This is a genomic window from Streptomyces sp. (genome assembly GCF_035563135.1).
GTDB lineage: Bacteria > Actinomycetota > Actinomycetes > Streptomycetales > Streptomycetaceae > Streptomyces.
Map to the genome: position 1 here is coordinate 1 of NZ_DATMVN010000376.1, position 13,269 is coordinate 13,269.

General features: G+C 71.7%; 14 protein-coding genes. 8 read left to right on the forward strand and 6 right to left on the reverse strand.

What is annotated here, in order from left to right:
- Window positions 1-665 (forward strand): PucR family transcriptional regulator (locus VN520_RS16335; protein WP_325747651.1); only part of this gene is annotated, 665 nt, incomplete at its 5' end.
- Between the two features lie 281 nt (window positions 666-946).
- Here the strand turns inward: VN520_RS16335 and VN520_RS16340 are convergent.
- The 3 genes from VN520_RS16340 to VN520_RS16350 all read right to left on the reverse strand — a co-directional run bounded on the left by VN520_RS16340 (window position 947) and on the right by VN520_RS16350 (window position 3,344).
- Complete coding sequence (locus VN520_RS16340) at window positions 947-2,194, reverse strand: cation:proton antiporter (protein WP_325747652.1); 1,248 nt, start codon at window positions 2,192-2,194, stop codon at window positions 947-949.
- A gap of 2 nt (window positions 2,195-2,196) precedes the next feature.
- Window positions 2,197-2,667, reverse strand: a complete 471-nt coding sequence (locus VN520_RS16345; RefSeq protein ID WP_325747653.1) for a cation:proton antiporter regulatory subunit — start codon at window positions 2,665-2,667, stop codon at window positions 2,197-2,199.
- Between the two features lie 257 nt (window positions 2,668-2,924).
- Entirely contained in the window at window positions 2,925-3,344 is a 420-nt protein-coding gene (locus VN520_RS16350) for an ATP-binding protein (RefSeq protein WP_325747654.1), read from the reverse strand.
- Window positions 3,345-3,998: 654 nt separating this feature from the next.
- On the opposite strand from VN520_RS16350, the gene VN520_RS16355 reads away from it, so the two are divergent.
- Window positions 3,999-4,337 (forward strand): MerR family transcriptional regulator, encoded by a 339-nt coding sequence (locus VN520_RS16355; protein ID WP_325747655.1) that lies wholly within the window; start codon window positions 3,999-4,001, stop codon window positions 4,335-4,337.
- Window positions 4,338-4,457: 120 nt separating this feature from the next.
- Here VN520_RS16355 and VN520_RS16360 read toward each other — a convergent pair whose 3' ends face one another.
- Both VN520_RS16360 and VN520_RS16365 read right to left on the reverse strand, forming a co-directional pair.
- Window positions 4,458-5,891, reverse strand: a complete 1,434-nt coding sequence (locus tag VN520_RS16360; RefSeq protein ID WP_325747656.1) for a flotillin family protein — start codon at window positions 5,889-5,891, stop codon at window positions 4,458-4,460.
- An 84-nt stretch (window positions 5,892-5,975) separates the two neighbouring features.
- Entirely contained in the window at window positions 5,976-6,497 is a 522-nt protein-coding gene (locus tag VN520_RS16365; protein WP_325747657.1) for a hypothetical protein, read from the reverse strand.
- 585 nt (window positions 6,498-7,082) lie between these two features.
- Between VN520_RS16365 and VN520_RS16370 the strand changes: the two genes are divergently transcribed.
- The gene (locus VN520_RS16370; protein ID WP_325747658.1) at window positions 7,083-8,777 is read left to right on the forward strand and encodes a SpoIIE family protein phosphatase; all 1,695 of its coding nucleotides are present in this window, start codon (window positions 7,083-7,085) and stop codon (window positions 8,775-8,777) included.
- A gap of 51 nt (window positions 8,778-8,828) precedes the next feature.
- Window positions 8,829-9,242, forward strand: a complete 414-nt coding sequence (locus VN520_RS16375; RefSeq protein ID WP_325747659.1) for a YunG family protein — start codon at window positions 8,829-8,831, stop codon at window positions 9,240-9,242.
- A gap of 26 nt (window positions 9,243-9,268) precedes the next feature.
- On the opposite strand, the gene VN520_RS16380 is transcribed toward VN520_RS16375, so the two are convergent.
- Window positions 9,269-9,487 carry a hypothetical protein gene (locus tag VN520_RS16380; protein ID WP_325747660.1) on the reverse strand — a complete coding sequence of 73 codons (219 nt, stop codon included), beginning with the start codon at window positions 9,485-9,487 and terminating at the stop codon, window positions 9,269-9,271.
- A gap of 448 nt (window positions 9,488-9,935) precedes the next feature.
- Here VN520_RS16380 and VN520_RS16385 point away from each other — a divergent pair, with 448 nt between their 5' ends.
- The 4 genes from VN520_RS16385 (at window position 9,936) to VN520_RS16400 (ending at window position 13,028) form a co-directional block, all read left to right on the forward strand.
- On the forward strand, window positions 9,936-10,280 hold the full coding sequence (locus tag VN520_RS16385; protein WP_325747661.1) for a MerR family transcriptional regulator: 345 nt from the start codon (window positions 9,936-9,938) through the stop codon (window positions 10,278-10,280).
- Between the two features lie 299 nt (window positions 10,281-10,579).
- Entirely contained in the window at window positions 10,580-10,783 is a 204-nt protein-coding gene (locus VN520_RS16390; RefSeq protein WP_031090619.1) for a cold-shock protein, read from the forward strand.
- A 302-nt stretch (window positions 10,784-11,085) separates the two neighbouring features.
- Window positions 11,086-12,651, forward strand: a complete 1,566-nt coding sequence (locus tag VN520_RS16395; RefSeq protein WP_325747662.1) for a DEAD/DEAH box helicase — start codon at window positions 11,086-11,088, stop codon at window positions 12,649-12,651.
- A 65-nt stretch (window positions 12,652-12,716) separates the two neighbouring features.
- A complete protein-coding gene (locus VN520_RS16400) occupies window positions 12,717-13,028 on the forward strand; it encodes an SCO5918 family protein (RefSeq protein WP_325747663.1) in 312 nt (103 codons plus the stop codon).
- Window positions 13,029-13,269 lie beyond the last annotated feature (241 nt).

The following is a 13,269-nucleotide window of genomic DNA, read 5'->3' on the forward strand; positions in this document are numbered from 1 at the left end:
GGCTCTCAAGGGCGCACGCCGTCGCGGTGGCGGCGGGCCCCGAGGCGTACACCGAGTCCGACGCCGTGCCCCGCAGCGTGGAGTCGGCGATGCTCGCGCGCTTCAGCGGCCGGAAGATCCTGCTGACGACGAAGGACGGACGTCTCGTCTGCATCGCCCCGGGCAGCCAGCCGGACGTCCTGCGGTACTTCGCCAAGCAGGCCCACGCCGCGACGGACGGCCACCAGGTCGCCGTCGGCCGCCCGCACCGCGGTCCCGGCGGGGTGGTCCACTCGTACGACGAGGCGCTCGACGCCCTCGATCTCGCGCAGCGGATGGGGCTCGACGACCCGGTGCTGTACGCCTCCGACCTGCTGGTCTACCCCGTGCTGACCAGGGACCGGCAGGCGATGGCCGATCTGGTGCGCAGTGAGCTCGGTCCGCTCAGGGAGGCGCGGGGCGGGGCGGAACCGCTGCTGCGGACGCTGTCGGTGTACTTCGACGCGGGCTGCGTCGCCGCCGAGACGGCCCGCCGGCTGTCGCTGAGTGTGCGCGCGCTGACGTACCGGCTGGAGCGGATACACCAGCTGACCGGGTCGGATCCGTCCGACCCGATGCACCGCTACACCCTGCAGACGGCGGTGATCGGCGCCCGGCTGCTGGACTGGCCGGCGAAGGAGCTCTGACCCCGGGGCTCCGCCCCGGGGTCCGGTGGAGGCGGACCGGCCGGCGGCGGGCGGCGGTCGCAGGCGTACGGCCCGGGAACCCGGGCCGTACGCCTGGTGCGGACGGACGTTCTCCAGGCCGGACCCGTGCGGCGGCAGGACGAGCGCGGAGCCCCCACGCACGGCGCGGAGCCCTCCCTGCGCACGGCGTGGCCCCGGTGCTGTCGTCGTCGCTCGACGCTACGGCGGTGCTCCTCGGTGTCCTCCGCACGGCCGCCCCGCTCCGCCCTGCCGACGACCCGTCAGTCGGCGTCGCGCCCGGCGGGCTCCGGCGTGAGGTCGTCGTGCGAGGGCATCGGCCGGTCGTCCACGGGTGCGGGCCCCTTCCGCCTGCCGGCCAGCGCCGCCTGGAGCTTCGAGGCCACCGGTTCCGTCCACCGGGCGGTGAGCGGCCCGGCGATCACCAGGATCAGCACGTACGCGGTCGCGATGGGCCCGATCCGCGGTTCCGTCGCCACGGCCAGTCCGGCGATGACGATCGAGAACTCCCCGCGCGCGACCAGCGTGCCGCCCGCCCGCCAGCGGCCGCGCGGTCCGATCCCGGCCCGCCGGGACGCGTACCAGCCGGTGCCGATCTTCGTGAAGACGGTGACGAGCGCCAGCAGCGCCGCCGGGAGCAGCACGGGCGGGATCTCCGCCGGATCGGTGGACAGCCCGAAGAACACGAAGAACACCGCGGCGAACAGGTCCCGCAACGGTGTCAGCAGCTTGCGCGCGCCCTCGGCGACCTCACCGGAGAGGGCGATGCCCACGAGGAAGGCGCCGACAGCCGCGGACACCTGCAGCTGCTGGGCCACCCCGGCCACCAGGACGGTGAGCCCCAGGACGACGAGCAGCAGCATCTCCGGGTTGTCGGAGGACACCGCACGGCTGATGAGCCGGCCGTGGCGCAGCGCCAGATACAGCACGAACCCGACGGTCCCGAGCGCGATCAGCAGCGCCATGCTGCCGCCCGCCAGACCCACACCGGCCAGCATCGCGGTGAGCAGTGGCAGATAGACGGCCATGGCGAGGTCCTCGATGACGAGGACGCCGAGGATGACGGGCGTCTCGCGGTTGCCGAGCCGCCCCATGTCGGTCATCACCTTGGCGATCACGCCCGACGACGAGATCCAGGTGACCCCGGCCAGGGCGACGGCTCCCACGGGCCCCCACCCGAGCATCAGGCCCGCCGCCGCGCCGGGCGTCGCGTTGAGGACGAAGTCGACGACCCCGGACGGGTACTGCGTCTTGAGGCTGGTGACGAGCTCCGAGGCGCTGTACTCCAGCCCGAGCAGGAGCAGCAGGAGGATGACGCCGATCTCCGCCCCGATGGCGGTGAACTCCTCGCTGGCACCGAGCGGCAGCAGACCGCCCTCCCCGAACGCGAGCCCGGCCAGCAGGTAGAGCGGGATCGGCGAGAGGCCTATCCGTCCGGCGAATCTCCCGATGATGCCGAGCCCCAGGATGACGGAGCCCAGCTCCACCAGCAGTGCGGTCGTGTCGTGCACGGTCAGCCCTCCGCAATGATCTCGGAGAGCGTGTCCACGCCCTCGCGCGTGCCTACGACCACGAGCGTGTCCCCGATGGCCAGCCGGAAGTCCGGTCCCGGCGACGGGTGAGCACTGTGCGTACGCAGTACGGCCACGATCGAGGCCCCCGTCCGCGTCCGCGCCCGGGTCTCCCCCAGGTGCCGGCCGCCGTACGGGGAGCGGGTCCCGAGCGGGATGTGCTCGGTGACCAGGTCGATCCCCTCGGTGCGTACGGCGTCGATCGGCGCCGCGTCGATGAGATGCGCGAGCCCGGTGGCCTCGGCAGTGGTCAGGGGGACGGAGAGCACGCACGAATCGGGGTCGTCCTTCTCGTAGAACCCCAGGAACCGCCGTCCGTCGTGGTGCACGACCACGGAGATGTGCTGGCCCGACTCGGTGGTGTAGTCGTACTGGACGCCGACTCCCGGCAGCGACGTGCGATGGGTTCCCATGGTTTCCTCCGGAGAGCACGCGGCGGCAGGGCGACGTTTTTGGTCATCTCTTTGTTCGCCCATTACCTTATCCGGCCATGAAAACCACCCGAAGGGGTGCTTCCTCCCGATGCGGATGCGGATGCGGATGCGGCCGCGAGCGCGCCGGGCCTGTCCCGGAGATCCCGCCGGGTGGAAGCAGGTTCCGGTACCTGTGCCGCTGCTTTCTCTCCCCGGCGCCCTCGGAGCCCTCGGAGCCCTCGGAGGCCCGGAGGGAGTTACCGGGCGAGCCGGGCGCAGACCGTCTTGCCGGTACCCGGGCCGGGAGTGACGGTCAGGGCTTCGGTGAGGCGGCGGACCATGTGCCATCCGAAGCCGCCGGCGACGCCGTCGAGGTCGGGGGTCCGCGCGCGCGGGAGTGCCGGATCGGGGTCGCTGACCGCAGCGGTCACGGTGCGGGGTCCGGCGGAGAGCCGGAGGGTGTACCGGCCGCCACCGTGGCGCAGGGCGTTGGTGACGAGTTCGGAGACCACGAGGACGAGGGTCTCGGCCAGCGCCGGGTCCGGCGCCGGGGAGAGCCGGTCGGTGAAGACGCGGGCGGCCTTGCGGGCCCAGTGGATGCTTTCCGTGCTGTCGCCCCGCACCACGGTCCCTGCGGGGGTCGTTGTCGCGGTGTCGGGGACCTTCGTGTCGTTCATGCGCGTACACCCCACCTGTGATCGGTCGTGCCGCTTCTGCCTGGATTGAACCGGGTGCCCGCTGGGACGGCCTTCCTAACTCGGTGTGCGCTCCGGTGCAGATACCGAACAGCAGGGACCACAGAAGTGCGCCAGTGCATCCAGCAGAAAATCTGTCGTGGCGAGAGTAGACATGCGCGCTTTCCTGGATTAGTGTCTTACTCGTAGCCAAGAGGTCGAGAAGGCCCGGCAGAGACGAACTGCCGGTAGCAGTACACGTAGTTCGCAGGACGGTGCGGTGGTGGAGTTCCGAAGCCATGGTGGTTGCAGGACGGCGACGGGGCTGACGACCGGACCGGGTGGTCGCAGTGTTGAGGGACCGCCACCAGCAGTACGGAGCACAGCAGCAAATGATCCAGAGGGAAGAACGGAGGAGTTGAACACCATCAGGATCGCCCGGGCGGAAGAGTCCGAGCCCGGGTACCGCAGGACATCGATAGGCAGGTGGTCTCCGGTCACGCATCCGCGATCCCCGCACCCCCGGCTGTGTACCGGGCAGTGCGGACACAGAGAGCCGGCGCAGCGACAAGGCCGGCAGATGGTGTAGCAGTTTCCTTCGGGGCCCTGGTGCCAAATGGCACCAGGGCCCCTCCAGCGCGTTCCAAGAGAGGTGAAATGCCCGCAGACGATTCCTACCGCCGTCTGGACGACGACGACTTTCCCGCCTACACCATGGGCCGGGCCGCCGCGATGCTCGGCACCACGCCCGCCTTCCTGCGCGCCCTCGGTGAGGAGCGCCTGATCACCCCCCTGCGTTCGGAGGGCGGGCACCGCCGGTACTCCCGCTATCAGCTGAAGATCGCCGCCCGGGCGCGCGAACTCGTCGATCAGGGCATCGCTGTCGGAGCCGCCTGCCGCATCGTCATCCTTGAGGACCAGCTCGAGGAGGCCCAGCGCATCAACGAGGAACTGCGCAGCTCACCGGCCGGATCCCGGACCCCGGCGGACGCCTGAACAACCCGTGCCGTGCGCCGCGGAGCCGCCGTGCGGAGGACCGGGCGCGGCGGGGCGGGAGCGGACAGGAGTGTGCCCGGCCGGTGAACCGCAGCCGGCCGGGCACCGAGGCGGGACGGCTCAGTCCTTGATCTCGATCTTCTCGCCGCCGGACGCCGGGGAAGGCACCACAGGCGCTGCGCCCCCCGCCCTGCCCCGCAGGTCCCGGAGCAGCGCGCCGAGGTCGACGCCGGTGGTGGAGTTCAGCAGCTCCAGGCCCTGGGTCACGTTGTCGGTCACCGTGCGGGCCAGCTGGCCGGCGCCGTCCGTCGAGATGACCGTCATCTTGTCGATGGCGCTCAGGGGTTCGGACGCCTTGGCGACGACCTGGGGAAGCACCTCGACCAGCATCTGGAGGACGGCCGCGTCGCCGTACCGCGCGAAGGCATCGGCCTTCTTCTGCATGGCCTCGGCCTCGGCGGCGCCCTTCGCGGCGATGGCGGCGGCCTCGGCCTCGCCCTCGATGCGTACGGCGTCGGCGAGGGCCGAGCGGTGGAGCTTCTCGCCCTGACCGGTCAGACGGGAGCGCTCCGCGTCCGCCTCGGCCTCCTTGACCTGGGCGACACGACGGGCCTCGGCCTCCTGCTCCGCCTGGTAGCGGGCGGCGTCCGCGGGCTTGCGGACCTTGGTGTCGAGCTCGCGGTCGGTCAGTGCCGCCTGGCGCTGGGCGACCTTCTCCTGCTCGGCGAGGACCTCCTGCTGACGTGCCGCCTCCGCGAGCGGGCCCGCGGCGTTGGCCCTGGCCGCGGCGGCTTCGGTCTCGGCCTTGATCTCGGCCTGCTTCAGATAGAACGTCCGCTCCGCGACGGCGATCTCCTCGGCCGCCTTCAGCCGCGCCTGCTCGGAGGCTCGCCGGGCGATGGCCTCGGCGATGTCGGCCTCCTGCTTGGCGCGGGCGGCCTCGGGGCGGCCGAGGTCCTCCAGGTAGGAGCCCTCGGTGGTGATGTCCTGGATCTGGAAGGCGTCCAGGATGAGGCCCTGACCGGAGAGGCTGGCCTCGGCCTCCTCGGCGACCTGGCCGGCGAACGCGGCCCGGTCGCGGATGATGTCCTCCACGGACATACGGCCGACGATGGCGCGCAGGGCGCCGGAGAGCACTTCCTGGGTGAAGCCGACGATGCCGTTCTGCTGCTGGAGGAAGCGCTGGGCCGCGGCGCGGATCGCGTCCTCGCTCCCGCCGACCTTGACGATCGCGACGCCTTCGAGGTTGGACTTCACACCCCGCAGGGTGACGGCGCCGCGCACGGCGACGGGGATGTGCCGGCTGGAGAGGTCCAGGGTGAACTTCTGCTGGACGAACGGCACCACGAAGACGCCGCCGCCGACGACGACCTTCTGGCCGCTGTTGTCGATGCTGGTGCGGCCGGTCACGGGATCGGTGGACTTCTTGCCGCGGCGGCCGGTGATGATGAAGGCCTGGCTGGGGCCCGCGACCTTGTACCGCGTGATCACGGCGAGGGCCAGGAGCACGACGAGTACGACGATTCCGATGATGGCGATCACTACTGGACTCATGAACGGTTCCCCCTTGCCGCCCCCGACGGAACGGCAGTGTGTTCGGCTGTACGGGTTGCGGACGGGCGTACGGCCCGGTGGCGGTCAGCGCTCGACGGGCCGGACCGTGACCGAGGTGGTCGAGAGGGTGGCCTCCACCCAGATCTCGGCGCCGCGTTCGACCGGGACGGCGCTCTTCGCGGAGAACTTCACGGTCTGGCCCGCGAGCCGCAGCAGGACCTCGCCGTAACCGTCGGCCGGAATCGGTGTGACGACGGATCCCGAGGTGCCGACGAGGTCGTCGCCGCGGGGCGTGGCCGTGGTCTGGTCCCGCATCAGGGCCTGGCTGAACTTCCAGGTCAGCCAGGCCGCGACGAGACCCGCCGCGGCTCCGGCCGCGAGGGCCACCGGGATGCCGGTACCGGTGGTGCCGAGCACGATCGCGCCGCCGAAGCCGAGCATGGACAGGAATCCGGCGATGACCGGCAGCGAGAGCAGGCCGTCGAAGAAGCCGTTCAGCAGCCCGCCCAGCGCGTCGCCGAAGAGCCCTTCGAGGATGCCGTCGAAGATCAGGGAAAAGGTGAGAAGGGCGATTCCCGCAATGCCGAGACCAAGAAGCACGGTCACGTGATCACTCCCCCGGTGTTCGCTGTCCCCCGACATGCCCCGTCGAACTGGCTGAATGGTCCCACGGCGGATGGCGCGGCGGTACTGCCGGAGTCCGGCAGTTCTTACGGAGTTCCGGTGCCGGAAAGCTGCTGGCGAGTGTGCCGGGCGACCCGGAGGCGGCGCCGGGCGAAGCGGCCTGCTTCCACCGCGGTACGCCGCCCCGGGCCGCTCAGGAGGACCGGGCGGCGTACGCCGCTGCCGGGGGCGGGGATCGGCGTGGGCCCGGAGGGTCTTCCGTCCCGTGCCGGCCGGCCGGGGCACGCGTGGCCCGTGGTCACGGGCCAAGGGCCCGTGGCTGCCCGCACCCTGCGGGGTGGTTCCCCGGACCTCGGCACCGGCCCCCGAAGGACTCGGGTCCGGAGGAGAAAGAGCGGAGCTGCCCGGTGCGGACGGCCGGGTGGTCACCGGGGCGGAAGGCGAGGCGACGGCCCGGCCGCGGGCGGCGGAGATGCGGCGCGGTGCGCGGCGGCAGACGATGAGGTGCCGGGTGCCGTACCGCCCGGGAGGGCAGGCCGCTTTGCACATGTCCCTCTGGAGGCTCCGTTGCAGGCCGAAGAGCACGCCGACCCGCCGCGCCTCGACGCGGCGGCCCTGGCCGCGCTGATCGGCAGCAGCCCGGCCGGGGTCGCCGTCTTCGACGACGAGCTGCGCTATCTGTACGTGAACCCGGCACTCGAACGGCTCAACGGGGTCCCGGCCGCCGCGCATCTGGGCAGGAGCATCGCCGAGGTGCTGCCGGACATGGACGTGCGGACGGACATCATGCGCCAGGTCCTGGCCGACGGCCGGCCCCGTGAGATCACCGCCACCGGGCAGACCTGGGTGGACTCCGTCATCGAGCGGCGGTACTGGCGTGTCGCCCTCCACCGGCTCGAGGAGGACGGGCGGGTGCGGGGATTGGTCGGGATCGCCCAGGAGGTCACCGCCACCGAGGGCCAGCGGGAGGAGCTGAGGAGGGCCAGGAGCTATCTGGCCCTCCTCGACAACGCCGCCGTCAGCATCGGCACGACCCTCGACGTGGAAACCACCTGCCAGGAACTCGCGGAGTCCGTGGTGCCCGCGATGGCCGATGCGGCCGTCGTCGAGATGATCCCCGAGGCCGACGGGCACAACCGTCGTGAACCGCTGCCCGGAGTCCTGCGGCTCCGGCGCGCCGGGGTGGCGGCGGTCCAGGGCCTCGCCGAGGCCCTGGAGCAGTTCGGCGGCGCGGGTACGGACATCGACTACCAGGAGGACGCGGCTGTCCCCCGCTGTCTGGCCACCGACGAGCCGGTGATCGAGAACCTCACCGACGACCGGCGGCTCGGCCGCGCCGCTCCCGCCGCCGAACGGGTCGCCGCCTACCGTGCCGTCGGCCTGCATTCGGCGGTCGTCGTACCGCTCACCGCGCGCGGGCGCCCGCTGGGGGCGCTCAGCCTGCTGCGGGCCGGGGGCTCGCCGCCGTTCACCGAAGGGCTGGACGTCGTCGTCGCCCGGACGCTCGCGGGCCGGGCCGCCCTCGACGTGGACCACGCCTACCGCTACACGCACGAACACCACATCGCGCGTGAGCTCCAGCGTTCCCTGCTCTCCGAGCCGCGGGTGCCGAACCCGGGCATCGAGATCGCCTCCCTCTATCTCCCCGCCGGCGAGGGGGCGGTGGTCGGCGGTGACTGGTTCGACGCCATCCCGCTGAAGGGGGGCCGTCACATGAAGGTCATGGGCGACGTGATGGGCCACGGTGTGGAGGCGGCCGTCGCCATGAGCAACTACCGCTCGATGCTGCGCCTCATGGCCGAGGACGAGGACCCGCCGCACCGTATCCTGGCCCGCCTCGACAAGGCGGTCGAACGGTCCGGCCTCGACCGGGCGGCGACGTGCCTGATCGCGGTCGTCGACCGGCGCGCGGGGATCTGCGAAGTGGCCAGCGCGGGGCACCCTCCGCCGGTGTTCATCGACCCGGGGGCCGCCGGTGCGCGGGTGGCACGGATGTCCGTGGGGCCGCCCCTGGGCACGGGTTTCGGCGGGTACACGACCAGGGTGGAGCCCTGCGGCCCCGGGACGGTGCTGTTCATGTACACCGACGGGCTGGTGGAGCGCCGGGGCGAGGACATCGACGTGTCCATCGGACGGCTCACGCAGCTCACCCTCCCGGCGAACGGACGGCTCCAGGACCTGCTGGAGGAGGTCGTGGACCGGTTCGCGGACACGGCCGAGGACGACATCGCGGTGCTCGTCTCGCGGAGCCGGGGCTACTGAACGCGTCTGCCGTCCGGGCCGTTGTCAGTGGCGGGTGCGAACATCCCCGCCATGGGTCCTCTGCTCCTCACCGACATCGAAACCGCGATCCGCAGCAGCTGGGACGCGGACACGACCACGCCGGCGCACCGGCCGCACTGGGACGCGCGCAACCCTGCCCGCGATCAGTGCGGCGTCACCGCCCTCGTGGTCCACGACCTGCTGGGCGGCGAGCTGATCCGGGGCGAGGTGCGGGTCGGCGGCGAGCGCGTCGACCACCACTGGTGGAACCGGCTGGGCGGGGGAGTGGAGATCGACCTGACCCGGGAGCAGTTCGCGCCGCACGAGATCGTGACCGGGGGCGTGGCCGTCGAACGCCCGGCGGAGATCGTGCGGCTCCGCGAGGAGTACGAGCTGCTGCGCGCCCGGGTGCTGGAGAGGCTGCGGGGGCGGGCACGGGCCGGGGCCCGGCCCGGGGCGGTCTGAGCCCCGGGCCGTCCGGCGGGGTCCGGTCAGCGGGAGTGCTGCCGGGAATGTCCGCGCAGCCGGCGCAGGACGAGCAGGGCGGGCGGGACCAGGGGCAGGAGCCCCGACGCGGTGTGCGCGGCGGTCGGCCTGCCCCGGGTGCCTCCGGTCCTGCGCACCTGCTTGACGGTGCGCAGGACGGCGACGGCGCTGCTGCCCAGACCCATGAGCAGACCGGCCTTGGAGTTCGCGGGTTTCCTGGGCATCCGTGTGCCTCCCGGTGACATCGCTGCGTGGCCCCCGCGTCCACGTAACCGGCTCCCGGGGCGGCCCGCAATCGGAGCCGTCCGGGTTTCCGGGCTTTCGGCCCGTCCCGGACAGCCGGGTGCGTGCTCCGGGTCACGCGGAGCGGGAGAAGGCCCTGGCCGGGCATGGATGTAGCCCTTCACGACGGGGGATGCGCGAAGGGCTACCCGTGCAGTATGACCGTTGACCGGTCCGCCGACAACTGACCGGTCAGTCAGTGTCGTTGGGGTGGCCGGACGGCTACGGAGGGCTTCCGCCCGGCGCCGCACGGAGGGGTCCGGGGGCAGGCCGCGCCGGGGACGGTCGAAACCTGTTCCGGCCGCGATAGACATGACTTTTCGGTACGCCTAGGCTTTCTTCTGCAGCCAGGTCATATCGGTGACCCGGCGCCCAGCAGAAGAGGTGCAGATGCCCCCGGAATCCCCGTCGCACGCCACGGACCGTCTCGATGACGACGACTACCCCGCGTACACCATGGGGCGGGCCGCCGAGATGATCGGTGCGACGCCAGGCTTCCTCAGGGCGATCGGTGAGGCCCGCCTGATCACCCCGCTCCGCTCCGAGGGGGGACACCGCCGGTACTCGCGCTACCAGCTCCGTATCGCCGCCCGGGCCCGCGAGCTGGTGGACGGCGGGACCCCGGTCGAGGCCGCCTGCCGCATCGTCATCCTGGAGGACCAGTTGGAGGAGGCCCTGCGCCTCAACGACGAACTGCGCCGGCCCGCGGCCGGCCGGAGCGGTGCCGATTCCTGACCGGCACACCGGCGCATATCTGTTTTGGCGGGCACAGAAATACGCGCAATGAGCGGTCAGGGTTTATGCCGTGCACGAGGGAGCGAAGGCATAGTGATATGGCGTACAGCTCGCTCGCACCCAAATCGTGCTACTGTTGATCTCAGTTGCAGTTGTGGTTCCCAAAACTTCAAGTGCACTCACCGGTTCGGTGGGCGCACTTTTGTATTTCCGGTCTTTTCCGGACGGGGCAATCATTTGCGGCGACGTAGGGCTCGCACAGTGCGGGCCCACGGGCAACGCCCCGAAGGAGATATGACATGGCTACTGGCACCGTGAAGTGGTTCAACGCGGAAAAGGGTTTCGGCTTCATCGAGCAGGAGGGTGGCGGCGCTGACGTCTTCGCCCACTACTCGAACATCGCCGCCCAGGGCTTCCGCGAGCTGCAGGAAGGCCAGAAGGTGAACTTCGACGTCACGCAGGGCCAGAAGGGCCCGCAGGCGGAGAACATCACCCCCGCCTGATCACTCAGGCGTACGGCGCAGCTGGGGCCCGCACCTTGGGGTGCGGGCCCCAGCTCGTTGTGTTTTTTCCCGGCCGTTGCCACGGCTGCCGCACCGATGGAGTAATTCCCGGTGTGTACGCATCATGGCGCGGCCGTCCTATGCAGTCATATGGGGCGTCGAATCCGACTGGTTCATCCGGCGGACGCGCTTCGTTCTTCGTTATTTCACCGGCTCGTTCTTGCGATTCTTGGCGCCGTACATGGCTGCAGCCGCCCGGAAAGAATCCCTCGACACGTGCCATTCGAGGGAAAGGTTCTCCATTGAACCGCGATCGCACAGCTCGCACGAACGACCGATTTTCCCGGACGCGCTCCGGTGGATCCGGCGGCAGCCGCACCGCCAACGGCTTCCGCTCGGCGGGATCCGGCAGGCAGGGCGCCCCGGGTTCGCAGGGCCGCTCCGGCGGGCCGAAGCGCTCCGGCGGCTACGGCCGCCGCTCCTCCTCCGTCACGGGTGAATTCGCCCTCCCGGTGACCATCACCCCCGCCCTGCCCGCCGTCGAGTCCTTCGCGGACCTGGACATGCCCGCGCCCCTGCTGGCGGCACTGGCTTCCGAGGGCATGTCCGTGCCGTTCCCCATCCAGGCGGCCACCCTGCCGAACTCGCTCGCCGGACGGGACGTCCTGGGCCGCGGCCGCACCGGATCGGGCAAGACGCTCGCCTTCGGCCTCGCCCTGCTCGCCCGCACAGCGGGCAACCGCGCCGACGCGCGCCGCCCGCTGGCCCTGGTCCTCGTCCCGACCCGGGAGCTGGCCCAGCAGGTCACCGACGCGCTCACCCCGTACGCCCGCCCCCTCAAGCTCCGGCTGGCCACGGTCGTCGGCGGTATGTCGATCGGCCGCCAGGCCAGCGCCCTGCGCGGTGGCGCCGAAGTCGTGGTCGCCACCCCGGGCCGGTTGAAGGACCTCATCGAGCGCGGCGACTGCAAGCTCGACCGCGTCGCCATCACGGTCCTCGACGAGGCCGACCAGATGGCCGACATGGGCTTCATGCCGCAGGTCACCGAGCTGCTGGACCAGGTCGGCCCCGAGGGACAGCGGATGCTGTTCTCGGCCACCCTGGACCGCAACGTGGACCTGCTGGTCCGCCGCTACCTGCACGACCCGGTCGTCCACTCGGTGGACCCGGCGGCCGGTGCCGTGACGACGATGGAACACCACGTGCTCTACGTCCAGGGCGCCGACAAGTACGCGACGACCACCGAGATCGCCGCTCGCGACGGCCGGGTGATCATGTTCCTGGACACCAAGCACGCCGTGGACAAGCTCACCGACCACCTGCTGCACAGCGGGGTGCGGGCCGCCGCGCTGCACGGCGGCAAGTCGCAGCCGCAGCGCACCCGCACCCTGGACCGGTTCAAGACCGGTCATGTCACGGTGCTGGTCGCCACGAACGTGGCCGCCCGCGGCATCCACGTCGACAACCTCGACCTGGTCGTCAACGTCGACCCGCCCAGCGATCACAAGGACTACCTGCACCGCGGCGGCCGTACCGCGCGCGCCGGGGAGTCCGGCAGTGTCGTCACGCTCGTGCTGCCCAACCAGCGCCGCGAGATGACCAGGCTGATGGCCGACGCCGGGATCACGCCGCAGATCGCCCAGGTCCGCTCCGGCGAGGCCGAGCTCAACCGCATCACCGGCGCCCAGGCACCGTCGGGTGTGCCCGTCACGATCACCTCCCCGGTGACGGAGCGCAGGAGCGGCGGTCCCGGTCCCCGCAGCCGGCGCGGCGCGCGTCCGGGCCAGGGGCGCCGCTCGAACGCCAACACGGCGACGCCGCAGGCACGTGCCGCAGCGGCACAGCGCCGCACCAACAAGGCCGCGTAGTCACCCGGCCGGGAGTCCCGGCCGATCCTGTCCGGTTTTCTTCACGCCCACCTTGTCGAGGCCCCATGCGCTGTGTCATCGCCCGCTTCCCCTTCGACTTCTTCAAGAACGAGGTCGAGGACTTGATGAAGGGCGTCAAGCCCGAACCTGTCACCGGTGACGCGGTGGTCATCAGCCGCCGTGTCTACCCCGTCAAGCAGGTCGGCGAGATCATCACCCGGCAGGACCGCCGGGACTTCACGGCGGGCGAGGTGACCAGGGCGCTGACGCGTCTCGGCTTCACCTGCCGCCCGGCCGAGGTGCCCGCCCCGGTGGCGGCGCCCCTCACGCCGATGGAGAACGCGTCCGCCATGCTCGGCGCGCCCGGCGCCGTCTGAGGCCGCCGCCCCGTCGCACACCCGCACCCCCGAGGCCTTCCCGGCCCGGGGGTGCGGTGCGTCCGGGCTCCCCGTCCCGCGTCACCGTCCGCGGGCGGCCCAGGGGCGTCAGGGCGCCGGCGCCGGCTTCCTGGCCCGGTCGAGCCGGGGCTCCACGGCGTACCGGAACATCCGCCGGACCGGCGGGCCGCAGAGGGCCGTGACCACGGCTGCGGCGGCGACGGTCACCAGGACGCGGCCG